The sequence below is a fragment of the Desulfobulbus alkaliphilus genome (assembly GCF_016918545.1).
In the GTDB taxonomy this organism is placed as follows: domain Bacteria; phylum Desulfobacterota; class Desulfobulbia; order Desulfobulbales; family Desulfobulbaceae; genus Desulfobulbus; species Desulfobulbus alkaliphilus.
In genome coordinates this window covers 123,921-141,945 of sequence record NZ_JAFFQC010000002.1, presented here as the reverse complement: position 1 = coordinate 141,945, position 18,025 = coordinate 123,921, and the positions used below count along the sequence as shown (strand labels likewise).

The following is an 18,025-nucleotide window of genomic DNA, read 5'->3' as shown; positions in this document are numbered from 1 at the left end:
TTTGTTATAGTGCCTTGGCTTGACCCGGGGAACGGCTGGTCCTTTTCCTTGAAAGGCCGGCATTGAGCGCACGCCACTGAACAAGAAACTCTCTTTGTTTCAAGGTGAAAACCCGGTCGTTGCTTCTCTGTGGACATGCAGGATTCGATCCGAAAAAGGAGAACACTCTCTGCCGTATTCGAGGCGCGGGCATACAATACAGCTGCAAAGGAACAAGGTACCGGAAATATGGGAACATGCCAACCTGATCGTCTTCCTCTGGTGGTCCATACCGATTGGAGTCGGGCCTGGGGCGGTCAGGAAATTCGCATCTTGACCGAACTGCGGGAGATGCGTAAACTCGGGTTCAGAGTTGCTTTGATCGTACCTGTTGATTCCGAACTGGCACGGCGGGGGGCAAACGAAGGCTTCCCTGTTCATACCGTTTCCTCATTTGCAAAATTCAACCTGCGGTCATGGAAGGAACTCCTTGAGCTGATCCGGGCAATTCAGCCGACCGTCATCAATACGCACTCCTCGGAAGACTCCTGGATGGCAGGAGCCCTTGCCCGTTTGTGCAGGGTACCCCTGATCATCCGCACTCGGCATGTCCTGGCGCCGATCTCTTCATCCCTCAGTTACAAATTCTTCCCCCATCTCATTTTTACCTGCAGTGACGCTATTGCTCACCAGCTCGCTGCCCAAGGTGTGCCAGCCAAAAAAAATGTGGTTTTGTCAACCGGCGTCGATGAAGAGCGTTTCCGCTTTTCCCTGGAAAACAGAAGGGCGGTACGCAGCCGGTACGGAATAGGTGAACACGAAATTCTCGTTGGCAATGTTGGTTTTCTTCGCCATTACAAGGGGCATGATTTCATTGTCAGAACGGCGGCAGCCATGGCCGCGCAATACCGTTTCATGATCGTTGGCGGTGGGGGGGAATTGCCGTCCCTGCAGGCCTTGACCAGGGAGTTCAGTGTGGAAGACCGGGTGATTTTCGCTGGTCATCAGGAGCATCCGGAGGAGTTTTTCAGTGCCTTTGATCTTTTTTTCTTCTCATCGTATGAGGCGGAAGGGGTTTCCCAGGCCTTGATCCAGGGCCTGCTCAACGGGTTGCCGGTCTTGGCCTGCAGAATTCCCTCGACCATGGAACCACTTCGTCATATTCAGGATCATTGCCTCGTCAATTATAATGATGTTGCTGTTGCCTGTCAGGGGCTGGAGGAATTGCAAGCCGTGCCGCGACGTGATCCCGAGCGTATGCAGCGTCAGCACCGGATTGTTGCCGATCTTTATGGCCTGCGCCGCATGGTCGCTATACTTGTGGCCACCTATGCGCGGTACGGGATCAAGGTGCCGTGAGTGATCACAGGTCCCTGTCTTACTCCATCCTTCACGGATTCAAGATCCAGACAGGCCGGGATCGAACCCCGGCCGGCTGAATCGATCGGTGTATGGTCTTTTCCCTCAATCGCCGTAGTAGATCACGCCGCTGGAGTCGGTCTCCTGTATCTCCACTGCATGCAGAGAATAGCGATCAGTCTGTAGAGAATCTTTCAGACGGTTGAACAGGAACATGGCTATATGTTCAGACGACGGGTTGATCGCCTCGAAGGCCTGATGCTGATTGAGGTCACGGTGGTCCAGCTCATCGACCACGGCGTTGACGGTTTTCTTCAGTTGTTTGAAATCGATCCCCATGCCGAGATGATCGAGTTGAGCCGCCCGGACCGTCACTTTGACCTTCCAGTTGTGGCCGTGGGGATTTTCGCAATTTCCGGGATAGGCACGGAGGTGGTGCCCACCGGAAAAGTGGGTTCTTATATAAATATCCATCTGAACTCCTCTGGGTCGCGTAATGTGTTTTGCGTAATGTGTTGGTGTGACCGGAGCGGAGAGCAATTGCCAAGAAAAGCGGCTTGCGTCCTCTCCCGGTACCATGGTAAACATATTGTGTGAACTGTCGATACATTTTGCAAGTGCCCCTCCAGAAACGGCTGTCTTGTCCAGACTCTTTGTAGGCTGTTTTTTTGCATGCCGGAAAGATGAAAAACGGGCCAGCGGTACAATTTGCCGGCGTGCCATGAGAACGAACAACAATTACTTTTCTGGACGGACACCTGCACATAGAGACCAATAGGCCACAGTGGTCAAGCATTGCCATACCCGCTGCTTGCTGTTTCCGCCTATTCCCGTTGTTTGAAAACGGAGCCATCCGTGTCGCAAACGCAGTCTTTCTCACATCTCCAGACCGAAGATACCCTTTTTCAGGGTCAATTGTCCTGCCGGCAAGGTCTTGACGGGTACCGTTTTTCCGTGGATGCGGTTCTTGCCGCTCATTTCACGGTCCCCAGGCCCGGGGAGCGGGTGCTTGATCTGGGCTGCGGCTGTGGGGTTATCGCTCTGATCATGGCCTACCGTCATCCGACCATCAGCTGCTGCGGGCTCGAGGTGCAGGACGAGTTGGCCGCCTTGAGCGAGGAAAACATCACCAGCAACGGGTTTGCCGATCGTTTTCGCCTTGTCCGTGGGGATGTTCGCAACATCGCCGCTGTACTGTCTCCTGAAACCTTTGACCTTGTTGTCTGTAATCCGCCCTATCGAAAAAAGGAAAGCGGCCGCATCAACCCAGGGTATCAGGCATCCCTGGCCCGCCATGAGCTGGCTGGCGGCATCGAAGCTTTTGTCAGCGGGGCGGCTTTTGCTGTCCGAAACCGGGGACGGGTGGTGTTTGTCTATCCAGCCGCACGAAGTGCTACGCTGCTTTGCCTGCTCCATCGCTTCCGGCTGGTTCCCAAACGGTTGCAGCCGATCTATTCCTATCCAGGAGGAGAAAGCGCTCGACTGGTTTTGGTGGAGGCTGTCAAAAACGGCGGCGAGCAGATGGAACTGCTGGCACCCTTCTACATTTTTTCCGGCAGAGAGGGCGATTATACCCCCGCCATGCGCGCCTTGTATCACTGACAGGTATGTTAGCCAAGGTACTCAGCTGCGCAGTGACCGGAGTGGACGGCTTCCTGATCCGGGTGGAAGTGGATCTGACGCGCGGGCTGCCCTCCTTCTCCACTGTAGGACTTCCCGAAGGTGCGGTTCGGGAGGCCAAAGACCGGGTACGGGCGGCAATCAGAAATTCGGGGTATGAATTCCCCCCGAGCCGCATCACCGTCAATCTCGCTCCTGCCTCGGTGAAGAAAGCAGGCACCGGCTACGATCTGCCCATTGCCCTCGGTATCCTGACCGCAGCCGGTATCCTGCGCGGTGATCTGCTGGCTGAAACCGTGTTCACCGGTGAACTCTCGCTGGATGGCTCGGTGCGTCCGGTCCCCGGGGTTTTGCCCATGGCTCTTGCCGCCCGTGATGAAGGGGTTCGTCGTTTTCTCGTTCCCGCGGAGAACGCCGCCGAAGCAGCCATCGTCAGTGGACTGGAGGTGTACGGCATCGAGCGCCTTGATCAGGCTGTCACCTTTCTTGCCGGTGTCAACGATCTGGACCAGATAATAATCGATCCGGAGGAACTTTTTGCCCAACAAGGTGCTTATCCTGTTGATTTTGCTGAGGTCCGCGGTCAGCAATACGCCAAACGTGCCTTGGAAATCGCTGCTGCCGGGGGGCACAATCTTCTGCTCACCGGTGTGCCCGGAAGCGGCAAGACCATGATGGCCCGTCGGCTGCCGAGCATTCTTCCCGACCTGACCCTTGAGGAGGCTATTGAGACCACCAAGGTTTTTTCCACTGCCGGCCTTGTTCCCTCCCATATGCCGCTTCTGGTGACTCGCCCGTTTCGTGCCCCGCACCACACCGTTTCCGACGCCGGTTTGATCGGTGGCGGTCAGATCCCCCGACCGGGTGAGGTGTCCCTGGCCCATAACGGCGTTCTTTTCCTCGATGAATTGCCGGAGTTCAAAAAACATGTTCTCGAGGTGTTGCGGCAGCCTCTCGAAGACGGCACGGTCTCCATCGCCCGGGCCGCCGTCAGTCTGCATTTTCCTGCCCGCATCATGCTTGTGGCAGCTATGAATCCATGCCCCTGCGGTTTCCAGGGAGACCAGGTCCGGGAGTGCACCTGTACACCGTTCCAGGTGCAGCGTTATCGCAGCCGGCTGTCCGGGCCGCTGCTGGACCGGATCGATATGCATATCGAGGTGCCCGCGGTTCAGGTGCAAGAGCTGGTCAATCAGCCCGACGGTGAATCTTCCGCCGTTATCCGCATGCGGGTCAATCAGGCCAGAGTACTGCAACGACAACGTTTTTCCGCTGTGGCCAGGGTCTACTGCAACGCGCAGATGAACACATCCCAGGTCAAGAAGTATTGCCATCTTGATAGTGCATCCGCCCAGCTGCTCAACCAGGCTATCACCAGTCTCGGCCTCTCGGCCCGGGCGTATCATCGTATTCTCAAAATTGCCCGGACCATAGCTGATCTTGGCGGTGACACCTCCCCCACGGTTGCCCATGTGGCCGAGGCGGTGCAGTATCGCCGGGTGCAATATGACTTGTAAGGCTGCGATGACGCTGTTTCTGCAAACGAATTCTCCAGGGTGGCATTGCAACGACTGAGGAACAGTTATTATCGGTCGTGAGGGCCAGATCCGCCATTGGCTCTCGGCAATTTTGCCCCTAATCACAGCAATACGCACTCGTATCTTCTCATCTTCATTCGTATCTGGCCGGGTTGGTTCCCACGGTTGTGGCCTGTTTGAATTTTATTAGAATGCGGCTGTATCCGGTCAGGGTTTGTCTTTGTTGACTTTGGTGGTATATGTGTTATTTTACGTTCGTAAATATCTGCTCAATTATGTAAACTTTTTTAAAAAAGAATTATACGTAAGAACTTAACAATGTTGAATTTTTGTATTATTGATTTTATTTTTACCTGCTCATATATCTGAACATATATCGCGATATTATGCCTCAAAAGATACTGGAAATACTGTCTCTTGGCCCAGCCACAACCAGAACTTTGGCTGCTGGCACAGGGATGACAAGGCAAACAGTTAACAGGAAGCTTAGAGAGTTAGGAGATTCTGTTGTCAAGTTCGATAAAATTAGACCTCCACTCTATTACGCGGTCACCGAAGCATTTGAATCAGGTAGCAAGATTCCTCTTGCTGCTGTAGATCCACATGGCAACACTCACCTCTGGGGAGTTTTACGGCCACTTTCCCATGGAGGATTTTACCTGCAACCAACTGTAATTGCTCCGAAAGTTTTGAGAGGACATAAAGAGACTGGTTTTTTTGAAGGCCTCCCGTTTTTTCTTGATGACTTGAGACCGCAAGGTTTCATTGGGCGGCAGATAGCCAGAGGTTTGAATGCGCAATCAGACATATTCCCGCCTGATCCAAGAAACTGGAATCAGGAACATATTGGTAGATACCTCGTCGCAAACGGGGACGACTTGCCAGGAAATCTGAAAATAGGAAGAATGGCGCTTGATCGCGTAAGGAGACCGCCACAGAAAGCAAGACGTGAAGATTATCCGGAACTTGCCGACAAAGCCTTAGAGGGAGATGTGCATGGATCTTCTGCCGGTGGCGAACAGGCAAAGTTTGCCACCTATTCGAGAGAGAGAGGTGCACATGTTATTGTAAAATTTTCTCCAAAAGGCAATGGGGAGTTAGCTACTCGATGGAGAGATATCCTTGCTACCGAATTCATAGCATCTGAAGTGTTGCATGCATATGATATCCCTGCCGCCGAATTAGAAATTTTTGAAGTTCAGGGCAGGCTTTTTCTTGAATCCCTCAGGTTTGATAGAATTGGTGAACACGGTCGTTTGTCCATGATTGCAATGCAAGCCATCGACAGCGAATTTTCAGGCATAGGGAGTGGCTGGTTAAAAGTTGCAAAATCTCTTGAGCATCAAAAATTAATTAGCCGGCAACATTTTTTTGATATTGCAGTGTATTGGGGATTTGGAAAATTGATTAATAATACCGATATGCATCTTGGTAACGTCGGATTCTCGATTGATAGTTCAGGCTTCAGTCTTGCCCCGATTTACGATATGTGTTCAATGGGTTTTTCGCCTAAGAGTACAGGTGAAATTCCTCCATTTGCCTTTTCCCCGCCAGATATCGATGGTACACTGAGCTATATCAAGGATTCATGTCCTATGATCAAAGGTATGGCGCGATCGTTCTGGAAAAAAACGGGAGAAAGTGAGCTAGTATCTGATGCATTCAAGCGTTTCCTTGAGCAAGCGAATCCGCTGCATAAAATTTAAGCTCGATGGGTAAGTATTGCCATCTTGACACTGCATCGGCCCAGCTGCTCAACCAGGCCATCACCAGTCTCGGCCTCTCGGCCCGGGCGTATCATCGTATTTTAAAAATAGCCCGGACCATAGCCGACCTTGCCGGTGACACCTCCCCCACGGTTTCCCATGTGGCCGAGGCGGTGCTGCAGTATCATCGGGTGTAATATGACCTGTGAGGGTGCGATGACGCTGTTTCTAAACACTCTTTTTTTTGGGAGAGCAACATACTTGCTGAGCAGTCGTTCTATGAAAAATCCGGCCTGCATGGAATGTGATGCTGTTTGCAGAGACTCGTGCTGTGGGATCGACAGTCGGTTGTGGCCATCAGGTCCGTGTTTGTAAGGACGCACCACCTGCGACATGATGAACCAGCAGAAAAATAGCCCCGAGAAGGTTGCGGAGAAATACCGTTTATCCGCCGTGCTCCCATCAGTCGGCATTCGGCTGACGATTATCGCTGGCCTGACTCTTCTGGCCCTGGTTGGTGTTATCATAGGCGGCAACCAGTTGACTCTGTTGCTCCACCAGAAGCATCAACGACCAATCACCGGTAATCTTGCCACGGAAATCAACACCTTCATCGTCCGGCATCACATTGAATCCGTTGGTGAACTCGCCAGAGCCACAGAGGTTATCTCGGTGTGCGCCGGTCATGCGGAGGTTGACAACCATGACCTGCTCAGAGTCCTCAACACCGCCCGAGGAGTTATGGGACTTGCTCTGGTGTACGTCATGGATCAGGACGGCACCGTCATCGGTAGTTCGAATGCACCGGAAGAGCCGGGGTTGACCGGCAATAACTATTCTTTTCGGCCCTATTTTATCCATGCTCTTGCCGGAAGGCCCTATTTCTTTGCCGGGGTTGGGGTCACCACCGGGCGGAAGGGGTTTTATTTCAGTGCGCCGGTGTATGCCGCTCCCATGGAAAATCCGGTGGGTGTCGTGGTCATCAAGACCCGGAGTGAGACCATCGATGCTTTTTTTTCAGAGCTGACCGCTCAGCTTGACGCTTTGTTGCTTTCTCCTGATGGTATTGTTTTTGCCTCGACCCGGGATGAGTGGAATTTTCGATCTGCCTGGCCGCTTTCACCGGAGCGGTTGGGGGAAATCAGAGTAAGCAGGCAGTTCAGTGATCATACTCTGCCTCCTCTCCCTTTTTCGCTCCAAGAGCCGACTGTCCGAACGGATTCCATCCGGGCCACCGTTGATCTGCAACCAGTGGACCTGCCCGGTTGGCAAATCGCTACCCTTGAAAAGGTTCCGTATCCCTGGGTCGTGGTATTGGCTCTATCATCAGGGGTCCTCTCGCTGGGGTTTCTCAGCGGTGTCGTTGTGCTGCACTGGTTTCGGGAAAAACAACTCACCGGACAGATGCTGGCCAACCAGGAAGCCAGTGACCGGGCTGAGGCTGCCCACCAAACTTCGGTGATGGAGCTGGCAACTATTTTCAAAACCAGTCTGGTTGGAATCGTGCTGATCCGTGACGGCAGGGTCATCAACGCCAATGATCGAATGGCCGAAATGTTTGGTTATCTCCAGGAAGAGGTGCTGGGGCTGGATGTTCGGCGTTTTTTCACCAGTCAGAGGGCTTTCCGGCGGTTCGTCCAAAGTCATCTGCCGCTGTTGATCGAAAAAGATGTCAAACAGGTCGAGTACCGTTTGCAAAAAAAGGACGGAACTGTCATACCCTGTACCCTGAGTGGCAAGGCGATCAGTACCAGCAATCTGGCTCTGGGGACAGTCTGGGTTGTCGAGGATATTTCAGAGAGAAAAGCATCGGAGCAGGAACTTGTCCAGGCCAGGGCCGAGGCGGAGGCAGCCAGTGTTGCCAAGGGTGAATTCCTTGCCAATATGAGTCATGAGATCCGCACGCCCATGAACGGCATTATCGGCCTGTCGAATATTCTTCTCCGCGAAGAGATGCCCCCGGCTCAGCGTGAACACCTTGAGTTGATCCAGCGGTCCGCCATTCGCCTGATGACCATTATTAACGACATCCTTGATTTTTCCAAGCTTGAGGCTGGACGTTTCGAATTGGCTCGGCAGCCTTTTTCGCTACGATCCGCCTTAAAGGAAGTCATCCGGCCAATGGAGCCCACGGCAGAGCGCAAACATCTGCAAATCAAGGTGACAGTCGATCCTGCCGTCCCGGATATGCTGATTGGGGATCAAACCAAGCTTATGCAGGTGCTCACCAATCTGATTGACAATAGTCTCAAGTTCACCCGCAAAGGATATGTGGCGATCCGGGTCGATTGCCGACAGACCAATGGGCCCGAGGGAGGGACGCTCCTCTTTGAAATTGCCGACACGGGCATAGGGATTGTGCAGGCCTATCATGCCAAGGTCTTCGAGTCCTTTTCCCAGGCCGACTCCTCCCATTCCCGCAAAGTCGGCGGTACGGGCCTCGGGCTGTCGATTTCCAAAGGACTGGTCGAGCTCATGGGAGGGGAGATCTGGTTTGACAGTGAGCCCGATATGGGGACGCGTTTCTATTTCACCTTGCCGTATGTGACCCCTAAGTCGACTGCTGCTCACCCCGGAAACCATCCAACAATCCACACCAACGTCAAACCGGTGCCGGTAACAGGCAAAAAGCCCAGGATATTGGTGGCAGAGGACGAGTACATCAATAAAATCCTCATTCGTACCCTGCTGACCCAGGCGGGCTACCATGTCACCGTGGTAAAAAATGGGCGGGAAGCAGTGGAAGCCTGGCGCGGGGGAGTCTTTGACTGTATTCTCATGGATGTGCAGATGCCGGAGATGGATGGGTATGAGGCAGTGGCACGTATCCGCGAAGCAGAGCAGGAGGGGGAGCATATTCCGGTGATCGCCATGACCGCGCACGCAATGAGCGACGACCGGCGTAAATGTCTGGCCGCTGGCATGGATGAGTATGTCGCCAAACCCATCGACGGCAGCGCCGTGCTGCACTTGTTGCGGCAGTTTATACCTGATCCTGGTAAGGATGAGGTTGATGAGTCCGTGAGAATCGCCACATGAACCGCTTGGTATATTTGTTGTTCCTGGTCATATTCGGCTTGTTTGCCTACCTGCTGGCGATCAATATCCATTCCGGTCCGGAACCGGTGGATCTGCTTCCAGCCGATACTGTTGCCGTGGTTGAAACCACCGCTCTGTCTCGCATCCTGGCACCTTGGCGCCAGGATATCTTGAAAATGGATGTGACCGATCTCCACGACCAACTCAGTGACCTGAAAGCGTTTGCAGGAGCTGCCACCCTGATGGATGCACTGCAACCAGTCGCCGCCCTGGCCAGGCAGATGACTGCTGCCCCTTTTGTTGAACAACTTTTCGCGGGTAAAGCCGTGGTGGCCTTGCTTCCCGATCATACAAAGCGGCCCTTCGCTGCAGAGACAGTCTTTGCCAATCTGGTTCTGCTTGTCGATCTGCACAATGATTTTGCTGCGAGGCCGCTCCTGCAGGACTTTCTCGGATCCGGGCCACCTGAAGTTTCCGTGTATCAGGGAAAGTCTCTCTTCCATGTGCCTCTTGCTTGCGGAGGGACCCTGACGATCTGGCAACATCGCCAAATATTGGTCATAGCCCTTGACCCCGCACCGGTCAGGCGCTGTATCGATGGAGCACTGGACGGGATGCTCCGGCCTCATACCAGCGGGCTGCGACTCAACCGGGAGTATCAGGAACTCAAGCGCAAGGCAGGAACGCAGGCCGATTTTTTTCTCTACGTCAATCTGGCTGCTGTACGCGGGCATGTCGAGAGCGCCTGGCTGGGTGAACGATTTCCAGAGGGTATGCACCCCAACCATGTTGCTGCCTTTCACCGGGTCGAAACCGATATGCATCGGCTGACCTTGGTGACCTCTTTCCGCGCCGAACAGGTCACAGCCCTGATGAACGCTTATCAACTGTCTGCTCCGGTGCCTCATCCCTTCGCGGACCGATTGTCAGCGGAAAATCTGCTGCTTTTCTGGACCAATTGGTTCTCGCCGCGGTTGCTGTTGGAGCTCATTCCCGAGTCACAACGATTTGAGTCCGAAGCGACCGGGTTGTTTCTTGATCGGCGCTTCGCTGAAAGCAGCGGTAAGGACGGCATGGCTTTTGATGACATATTCGGCAACCAATTTGGAGGATTTATTGACCAGGAATCTTTTGCCGGTTCGAGTCAATCGGTGGCCGGTCTCTTCCTTGAAGTTCGGGATCGAGGGTCGGCCGAGGCTGTTATGCAGCATATCCTTGCAGATTTGCCGGTGGAGACGGTGTCCACGGATGATACGGAAATCGTCTCCCTGATCATGGCAAATGGGCTCTTTCAACCTTCCTATCTGCTCATGGACAGGGTCTTGCTGGTTGCCGATTACCCTGATTTGCTGCAGCGGTGGCGGGTAGTGATGGATCGGGAATGGTTGCAGACCGGGATTATAGAACCCCTTGGAAATTTTTTTCTGACTTTTCAGAGCGGCAAATTGATACCCGAGGTGCATTCAATCCTCTCGGCGTTCGTCAAAAAGGCTGAAGACCGACCATCGATACTGTCGGCACGAGACAGGCTGCTGCTGAGGTATCTGGTCATGCCCTTGCTCTCTGTTTTACAGCCCACCGAAGTCTGTACTCTGCGAGCCTCAGTTGACGGCGGTGAAATACTGGTGGAAATGAACTGGATTCCGAGTCACGTTAACAGCCAGTGAAGGTAAGATGAAACACTGGTAAACGGGTACAGATATGGGTATGAGTAGCGGTGACCGACAACCGGTGGACAAAAGTCAGGGCGGAATCCAGGGTTGTTTGTCGTCCAATCGGTCATATTTTTCCTCGCTATTTTTCCGGGGATGACAAGGTGTCTTGCTCCCGGTATGGGTCGATTTTCATGGAAAAATTGGTAGCAGAACTGAAAAAAATCATTCCGTTCAAGGAAACCACAGTGGTGGGAGATATTGTTATCATTGCTGCAAAACAGCCGCAGATGCTCGTTTATGCCATGGTTGGTGATATAACCCGCGATGAAAGCAGAAAGGAAGAGTGGTGGCAGGTCACCATGCATTTACTTGCCATCCCCTTGCAGACCGTGGTCTGGACCCTGCGGACCCCACAGTTTACTGGAGATGAAATCTTCACCATGGGTGGTGAGGGACGTTTTATCCAGGCAGTGCGCTTTGATCCACCGTCAACCCCTCCATCAGGATTGGATTCGCAGCAACAGCATCCGGGCAATAAACGAAACAGAGGTCTACGGGTTGTCAAGTGAGCTGGTGTCCGTACTTCTGGATCCGTGAACGTTCGTCCGCACGCCCCGAAGGGCGGATGATGAAAGGTATTCTCAAGGATTCTGCTGCAAGTACGATCTGATTACAGCAAGATATACCCAAAACAAGAGCCCAGCCGTCACGGATTCAGGATACTGAAACAAGGCTTTTCCTGCATCGAGTCGTGCCGGCAAATTCAGCGCAGGTGAATATGTGTTCTTCGAAGGAATGCATATGGCAGCGGCACAAAGAGCCTTTCCGGATGAGCAAAAGCTGAAAAAACTCCGCCGAAAAAAACACTGCCCAGCATTGTTTTGAGAAAACCATGGCTTCGCAACCGCGGCGTTGCCTAGCTGTCGAATTTGACCACGAGGATTCTCAGTCGTGAACGAACGCCAGATTATTGAATACATCGTCGACCTTGCCGGCCCGGAAAGTTCAGCGGATCTTGTTGCTGGTATCGGCGATGATTGCGCGGTGGTCGCCCGGGATGATCGCAGATCCTGGTTGTTGACCATGGACACGTTGATTGAATCGATTCATTTTGATACGTCTTTTCATCCCCCGGAGAAAGTGGGGCGAAAGGCTGTTTCCGTCAATGTCAGTGATATTGCCGCCATGGGAGGGGCACCACTTTTTGTCCTCCTCTCAGCAGCCATGCCTCGGGGGTTTGACCAGGAATGGTTCAAGGCCTTTGGCAACGGCCTCGCCGCTGCTTGTCGCGAATATGGATGCCTGATTATCGGCGGTGATACGGTGCGCAATCCGGATGGATTTGCTTTCACCCTGACGGTTATCGGTCAAATTGAGACCAGCAGGGTTGTGTATCGCCACGGTGCCCGCCCCGGAGACACCATCTGGGTGAGCGGTGAACTTGGCCTGGCGGCCGCCGGCCTGCATATGCTGAGCAGTGGTATCGGTGCGGATGAGCAGGACTTTGCCGCCATCCGCGAAAAACATCTCAATCCCACCGCCAGGGTCGCTCTGGGACAGGCGCTGGCTGCTGCGGGGCTGGTTCATGCCATGATGGATCTCTCCGATGGACTGGCCACCGATCTGGCTCATATCTGCAGGCAATCCGGAGTGGCAGGACGGATTATCGGGCACGATCTGCCCGGTGCGGCAACCCTGGCTCGGCCGGCTCGACTCGTGGGCGCGGATACGCTGAACTGGATTATCAGCGGCGGTGAGGATTACGAATTGCTGTTCACCGCTGATCCCGCCAACAGCGCTGCGATACGCCGCATTGCCGAAAAGTGTGAGCTGAAGGTTTCGCCGGTTGGTGATATTATCGAAGGAACGGGGGTGACCCTGGTTCGCCGGCTTGCCGACGGCACCTGCAGCGAGGAGGTTGTAGCATACCGGGGGTATGATCATTTTCGCTCCAGTGACGGAGGACAGGGGGGCGAGTGAACCTTCCCGCGATTTTTTCCGTTTCGTCGGTGGCCAAAGATGAAGCATTCTCTGTTCTTCTCGGCAGGTGTCCTTCCGGGATTCTTCAACCTCAATCATTTGCATGCTCTCAGCACTGTGGGGACTAAAAGGATACGACCATGAAGCGGAAAGATCGTCCACAAGTACTGATTGTCGATGATGAGCACGATATGCTCAATCTGTTGACCAAAGTGCTGGTGAAAAAATGCGGTTACACCGTGGAGACGGCTTTTTCCGCCGAACAGGCCTTGTTGCAACTCAAGGATCATGACTTTGATGTCATCCTTACCGATATTAAGATGCCAGGAATGGATGGATTTGAGTTTCTCGGCCAAATCAATAGGCTGGATACTGCCATCACCACCATTCTCATGACCGGGTACGGGACGATTGCAATGGCGGTACAGGCTCTCAAGGAAGGTGCCTACGATTTCATTGAAAAACCCTTCGACAATGAGCGCATCATTCGCACCATTGACAGGGCTGTTGAACGAACCCGACTGCTACGGGAAAACAAACGGCTCCAGCATCGCCTCGATGACGGGGGGAATCGACATGGTTTTGTCGGCCGTTCACAACGTATGCTGCGGACGTTGGAATTGATTGAGCGCGTCGCGTCCAGTAATGTGACCGTTTTAATTCGCGGTGAGTCGGGCACCGGCAAGGAATTGGCGGCTAGAGCCCTGCATGCCCTATCCGGTCGAGCACATCGGGCCATGGTGACGGTTAATTGCCCGGCTCTGCCGGAGCATATTCTCGAGAGTGAGTTGTTTGGCTATCGCCGGGGAGCCTTCACCGGTGCCGACCAGGACAAGACCGGCCTTTTTGTCGAGGCTCAGGGTTCGACCATTCTCCTGGATGAAATCGCTGATATCCCGGTTGCGGTGCAGACCAAGCTTCTTCGGGTTTTGCAGCAGAAAGAGGTCCAGCCACTGGGGCAGAACAAGACCTTCAGTGTTGATGTTCGGGTCGTGGCTTCGACCAACCAGGATCTGGAAGGAAAAATCAAACGCGGTGAGTTCCGGGAGGATCTGTTCTATCGGCTCAACGTTATGACGGTGACCATGCCCTCCCTGTTGGATATGGTGTCCGACATTCCCCTTTTGGCACAGCATTTTCTCGAACGCTACAGCAAAGAACACGGGCGGGAGGAATTGGAATTCAGCGCCGATGCCCTGCGTAACCTGATGCAGCGACCCTGGGCCGGCAATGTCCGGGAATTGGAAAATGTCGTCAATCGAGCCGTGCTGCTCAGTCAGGGCAGCCGCATTGAAATAGAAGACCTCGTTGATCATTATTCATTTCCGGCCGAACCGGTGCAAACCGGCAGTCGTGATACCTGGCGGCATCTTTCCTATAAAGAAGCCAAGCACAACATTCTGGAGCAATTCAATGCGGAATATCTCACTGAGGCCCTTCAGGCTGCTGGCGGTAACATAACTGTCGCTGCCCGGGCTTGCGGAATGGAGAGGCAGGCCCTGCAGCGCCTGCTCCGTCGCTATCGAATCGAACCAGGGAGTTTTCGCTGACATGGAGAAAAATCCTGCCGGGTATGTTCTGGCCCACAATAAAAACTATTGCAAGTACTGTCCCGGCTATTGCTGTTATCGTCTCCCCGGCTCCACTCTGCTTATCCGGGCGGAGGATATCAACAGGATTGCCCGGTATTTTGGTATCAGCGACGGCGAAGTGCGGCGGCGGTTCATGGAAGGGAAAAACACCTTCAAAACCAGGGAAGACGGTTCCTGTATCCTGCTGAGCAACGAGCGGATGTGTCGGCGCTGCACCATTCATGAAGCCCGTCCGCAACAGTGCCGGGATTTTCCTTATGACAAACCCTGTCCGTACCTGGAAAATTCGGAGTTGCTGGATATTATTCAGCCGCGGGTGGAACAGGTGCTTTTACCAGTCAATCGTTGCCATGGTCACTCAGACCTGGATCCGTGACGGCTGGACCCTTATTTCGGATATATCCTTCTGTAATCATTTTATAATTGTTGAGGAATCCTTGACAATAACTTTCACCAGCCGCCCTTCGGGGCATCCCCCCGCGCGCCATATTCATTGCCCGTACCTGTCCGATAAAGTGTCCTTTAGTCCAACGGTTATTGACAATAAAGTGGACGTACGGACGAATGTTCATGTATCCTGGCCGCAACTCTCCTTCCTTCCTTCCTTTTTCCTTTCTTTCGCCCCGGTTGAGCCGGGCGCATCTTATTTGTTTCTCAGTGCATCTTATTTGTTGCGCACTGAAAGGATAACCTGCTCCACCGCAGCGACCTGCTCGGTGACACGGACTGTCTATTCATTTTAAAAAAGTATATTTATTTAAGGGGATGGGCTGATGAACAGCCGGCGCGGGTATCACTGTGCGGGCTTGACATCGGATTGGCATTGATACTGCAAAGAATGAAAAAACTGGCAGCAACAGAGTTGGGTCAAGCCTTTATAATGTTGTTTTTTTTCTTTTGTTTGCGTGTGCAGCCGATCGGAACCCACCGGATGCAACAAGAAAATGGTCGCCATATCCGTCATCAAGCTTCGTTGATCAGCGAAAAGAGAAGGGCGATATCATGACCACCAGGACGATCTCCTCCGGAATCGTATCCAAGCCGATGAGCGGCTCTTGTCCTGGCAAAAACGATAGGTGTATTTTTTCAGGAGGATTGCATGGCTGAAATTCTTGCCCTTGATGATGTTCTCGACGCCACTGTGCTCGTTGGCAAAATATTACGAAAAAAGGGGCACACCGTTCATACTTTTACGGAAGAGGATGAAGCGATTGCCTTTGCCCGAAAGAACCCTGTTGATCTTGCCATCCTCGATATAAAGCTAAAAAAAATGAGCGGTATCGAAGTTTTGGCTGTTCTGAAAAAAGAAAACCCCTCGGTTCGAGCCATCATGCTCACTGGCTATCCAACGGTGGAGACCGCCCGGGAAGCCATCAGTCTGGGTGCGGATGAATACTGTGTCAAGCCCATTGACCGTGCCGAACTGGAAGAAAAAGTGGAAAAGGTGCTGACCGCGGGATCCGGTCAATGACTTGCGGGTTCGGAATGTGTTGCTCAGAACAAAATCCATCGTTGCCCCATGAGCGCTACTGAGTCACAGACGAGAGGCTGTCGTGGAGAATCAGCAAACACTTGAGTACCAGTTTCTCCAGGTCGTTGGCAAGGTCGCCGGGCTGACCTCGATGGTGTTTGATCCCCAGGAGATTATGGATACCATTGTCCGCAGCCTGCCGCAATTGCTCGGCATCGATGCCTGCACTATCCGGTTGCTTGACACCTCGACCCGTTCTTTTGTACTCGGTGCAGCCCATGGTGTTTCTATTGAATATCTTTCCCGGGAGATTATCGATACGGAAGCCACCATGGCCCGGGTTCGTTCGGGATGCCCGGTCTCTGATTCCCATGTCGACGAGAACCCCTTCTATCCTTTCCGGGAAGCAGCCGTTCGTGAAGGGATCAAGGGAGTCCTCACACTGCCTATAGTTTTCCAGGGTGAACTCATCGGTATCATGCGTCTTCTCACCCGGAAGCCAAGAAATTTCTCCTCGAGCGAGATCTCTTCTTCCATGGTCCTCGCCGAACAGGTTGGTGTTGTCATTTCCCATGGGCGGATGTTTCGCGAGATGGCCAACCAGTTGAATTTTCTTCGTGAAATTCAGGAGATTTCCCGGCTGGTCAATTCAACCCTGGATCTGGATGCCGTGCTTCGTTCCATTGTTGAACGGGTTGCGGTGGCCATGAATACCAAAGCCTGCACCCTGCGACTGCTGGATCCTGACAAAAAGCGACTGGAGCTGGTAGCAGCCTCGGGTGTTTCTGACAGATATCTGCAGCGAGGAATGGTTGAAAAGGAACAGAATATCCGCATGGTTCTCAGTGGAGAACCCGTGGCAATTTATGATGTCAGCAGTGATCGAAGGGTTGAATACCGGCAGCAGATGCTTGATGAAGGAATTGTATCGCTGCTGGCTGTTCCGGTGCAGGTCAATGAAGAAGTGATTGGAGTCATGCGCATTCTGGCCGATGCTCCCAGGGTGTTTACCGATACCGAGGTCCGTTTTGCCGTCACCCTGGCCGAAGTGGGTGGTTCAGCCATTCGCAATGCCAGAAGCTATCAACAGATCAATGGGCTTGTCGAACGGATCGAGGCGCATGAACAGTTTCTTGCCGACATTATCAATAGCCTGCAGCATCAACTGCTTGTTCTTGATCGTCAACGCCGAGTGGTTCTTGCCAATCAGGTTTTTCTTGACGCCACGGGTAAAAAGGAGGCTGAGATTCTGGGCATGGAGTACGGCGAACTGTGTACCTGCACCGCTGATGCTGCCTGCTGCCCGGTCGATCAGATCCTTCAGGGGAAAACGATGCAGCCCTTTATCCAGAAGTCTCCCGGCAGCGAAGGGACGCGTTGGCTCGAACGGACGGCATCGCCGATTTTTGATGCGGATGGACACATAGACTATGTCGTCGAGATCATTCGTGACATTACCAGTGAACGGATGCTGGCGGAAGAAAAGATGGAGCGTGGCAAACTACAGGGGGTCGTCGAATTGGCCGGGACCGTGGCTCATGAGATCAACACCCCATTGTTTGCGGCATTAGGGACGGCGGAATTGCTCGCCGAGGACCGAACGCAACCCGAAGAGGCCGGTGAATTGGAAATAATCATCCGCAATCTACGGCAAATCGGTGAACTGACCCGAAAGATGACTTCGATGACCGGATTCACCGGGAAAGAGTATGTCGGGACCAGCAGGATATTGACCTTCACCGATACCAAGGACCTGAATCCGTGACGGCTGGACGCTTGTTTTGGGCATATATTACTGTAATCATTTTATAATTGCCGCGGAATCCTTGGCAATAACTTTCACCCGCCGCCCTTCGGGGCATCCGTCCGCACGCCATCTTCATTGCCCGTAACCGTCCGATAAAGTGTCCATTAATCGAAAGGTCACGAACAACCAAGCTGACGCACGGACGAACGCTCACGGATTCAGGCAGGGAATAAAGCCGGTGCGGATGAAAAGGAGGTATGTACGGTAACCGTTCACCGGGTGCAAGGAGAAGATTGTACATCCAGGAAACCGCAATCGTGAACCAGCGCGTCGTATGCG

14 protein-coding genes and 1 pseudogene are annotated in these 18,025 nt (G+C 53.2%); 14 read left to right on the top strand and 1 reads right to left on the bottom strand.

Translation table 11 applies throughout. The features are described 5' to 3' along the window. Positions 1 to 228 precede the first annotated feature (228 nt). Entirely contained in the window at positions 229 to 1,338 is a 1,110-nt protein-coding gene (locus JWG43_RS01705) for a glycosyltransferase (RefSeq protein WP_205241079.1), read from the top strand. Between the two features lie 105 nt (positions 1,339 to 1,443). Here JWG43_RS01705 and queD read toward each other — a convergent pair whose 3' ends face one another. Further along, positions 1,444 to 1,812 carry a 6-carboxytetrahydropterin synthase QueD gene (gene queD / locus JWG43_RS01700; RefSeq protein ID WP_205241078.1) on the bottom strand — a complete coding sequence of 123 codons (369 nt, stop codon included), beginning with the start codon at positions 1,810 to 1,812 and terminating at the stop codon, positions 1,444 to 1,446. 381 nt (positions 1,813 to 2,193) lie between these two features. Here queD and JWG43_RS01695 point away from each other — a divergent pair, with 381 nt between their 5' ends. The 13 genes and pseudogenes from JWG43_RS01695 to JWG43_RS01635 all read left to right on the top strand — a co-directional run bounded on the left by JWG43_RS01695 (position 2,194) and on the right by JWG43_RS01635 (position 17,704). Continuing rightward, positions 2,194 to 2,940, top strand: coding sequence for a methyltransferase (locus tag JWG43_RS01695; protein ID WP_205241077.1), 747 nt, complete (start codon positions 2,194 to 2,196; stop codon positions 2,938 to 2,940). A 5-nt stretch (positions 2,941 to 2,945) separates the two neighbouring features. After that, positions 2,946 to 4,475, top strand: a complete 1,530-nt coding sequence (locus JWG43_RS01690; protein WP_205241076.1) for a YifB family Mg chelatase-like AAA ATPase — start codon at positions 2,946 to 2,948, stop codon at positions 4,473 to 4,475. A gap of 407 nt (positions 4,476 to 4,882) precedes the next feature. Further along, the gene (gene yjjJ / locus JWG43_RS01685) at positions 4,883 to 6,202 is read left to right on the top strand and encodes a type II toxin-antitoxin system HipA family toxin YjjJ (protein ID WP_205241075.1); all 1,320 of its coding nucleotides are present in this window, start codon (positions 4,883 to 4,885) and stop codon (positions 6,200 to 6,202) included. 11 nt (positions 6,203 to 6,213) lie between these two features. After that, positions 6,214 to 6,399 (top strand): annotated as a pseudogene (locus tag JWG43_RS01680) (magnesium chelatase subunit ChlI family protein); the annotation flags it as partial. A gap of 196 nt (positions 6,400 to 6,595) precedes the next feature. After that, positions 6,596 to 9,241, top strand: coding sequence for an ATP-binding protein (locus JWG43_RS01675; RefSeq protein ID WP_205241073.1), 2,646 nt, complete (start codon positions 6,596 to 6,598; stop codon positions 9,239 to 9,241). After that, entirely contained in the window at positions 9,238 to 10,908 is a 1,671-nt protein-coding gene (locus JWG43_RS01670) for a hypothetical protein (protein WP_205241072.1), read from the top strand. The genes JWG43_RS01675 and JWG43_RS01670 overlap by 4 nt, the downstream gene beginning before the upstream one ends. Before the next feature lie 179 nt (positions 10,909 to 11,087). Beyond that, positions 11,088 to 11,465, top strand: coding sequence for a hypothetical protein (locus JWG43_RS01665; RefSeq protein ID WP_205241071.1), 378 nt, complete (start codon positions 11,088 to 11,090; stop codon positions 11,463 to 11,465). Positions 11,466 to 11,847: 382 nt separating this feature from the next. Then, a complete protein-coding gene (gene thiL / locus JWG43_RS01660; RefSeq protein WP_205241070.1) occupies positions 11,848 to 12,876 on the top strand; it encodes a thiamine-phosphate kinase in 1,029 nt (342 codons plus the stop codon). A gap of 140 nt (positions 12,877 to 13,016) precedes the next feature. After that, a complete protein-coding gene (locus JWG43_RS01655) occupies positions 13,017 to 14,426 on the top strand; it encodes a sigma-54-dependent transcriptional regulator (RefSeq protein ID WP_205241069.1) in 1,410 nt (469 codons plus the stop codon). Between the two features lies 1 nt (position 14,427). Beyond that, complete coding sequence (locus JWG43_RS01650; protein WP_205241068.1) at positions 14,428 to 14,844, top strand: YkgJ family cysteine cluster protein; 417 nt, start codon at positions 14,428 to 14,430, stop codon at positions 14,842 to 14,844. A 462-nt stretch (positions 14,845 to 15,306) separates the two neighbouring features. Further along, positions 15,307 to 15,474, top strand: coding sequence for a hypothetical protein (locus tag JWG43_RS01645; protein ID WP_205241067.1), 168 nt, complete (start codon positions 15,307 to 15,309; stop codon positions 15,472 to 15,474). A gap of 93 nt (positions 15,475 to 15,567) precedes the next feature. Next, positions 15,568 to 15,939 carry a response regulator gene (locus tag JWG43_RS01640; protein ID WP_205241066.1) on the top strand — a complete coding sequence of 124 codons (372 nt, stop codon included), beginning with the start codon at positions 15,568 to 15,570 and terminating at the stop codon, positions 15,937 to 15,939. An 82-nt stretch (positions 15,940 to 16,021) separates the two neighbouring features. Then, positions 16,022 to 17,704 carry a GAF domain-containing protein gene (locus JWG43_RS01635; RefSeq protein WP_338033213.1) on the top strand — a complete coding sequence of 561 codons (1,683 nt, stop codon included), beginning with the start codon at positions 16,022 to 16,024 and terminating at the stop codon, positions 17,702 to 17,704. The last annotated feature ends 321 nt before the right edge of the window (positions 17,705 to 18,025 follow it).

Excerpts from the sequence above, each read along its gene's own strand:
- yjjJ (WP_205241075.1), top strand. The coding sequence starts at position 4,883 with ATGCCTCAAAAGATACTGGAAATACTGTCTCTTGGCCCAGCCACAACC.
- JWG43_RS01675 (WP_205241073.1), top strand. The coding sequence starts at position 6,596 with ATGATGAACCAGCAGAAAAATAGCCCCGAGAAGGTTGCGGAGAAATAC.
- JWG43_RS01645 (WP_205241067.1), top strand. The coding sequence starts at position 15,307 with ATGAAAAAACTGGCAGCAACAGAGTTGGGTCAAGCCTTTATAATGTTG.
- JWG43_RS01690 (WP_205241076.1), top strand. The coding sequence starts at position 2,946 with ATGTTAGCCAAGGTACTCAGCTGCGCAGTGACCGGAGTGGACGGCTTC.
- JWG43_RS01650 (WP_205241068.1), top strand. The coding sequence starts at position 14,428 with ATGGAGAAAAATCCTGCCGGGTATGTTCTGGCCCACAATAAAAACTAT.
- JWG43_RS01665 (WP_205241071.1), top strand. The coding sequence starts at position 11,088 with ATGGAAAAATTGGTAGCAGAACTGAAAAAAATCATTCCGTTCAAGGAA.
- JWG43_RS01655 (WP_205241069.1), top strand. The coding sequence starts at position 13,017 with ATGAAGCGGAAAGATCGTCCACAAGTACTGATTGTCGATGATGAGCAC.
- JWG43_RS01705 (WP_205241079.1), top strand. The coding sequence starts at position 229 with ATGGGAACATGCCAACCTGATCGTCTTCCTCTGGTGGTCCATACCGAT.
- JWG43_RS01640 (WP_205241066.1), top strand. The coding sequence starts at position 15,568 with ATGGCTGAAATTCTTGCCCTTGATGATGTTCTCGACGCCACTGTGCTC.
- queD (WP_205241078.1), bottom strand. The coding sequence starts at position 1,812 with ATGGATATTTATATAAGAACCCACTTTTCCGGTGGGCACCACCTCCGT.
- JWG43_RS01670 (WP_205241072.1), top strand. The coding sequence starts at position 9,238 with ATGAACCGCTTGGTATATTTGTTGTTCCTGGTCATATTCGGCTTGTTT.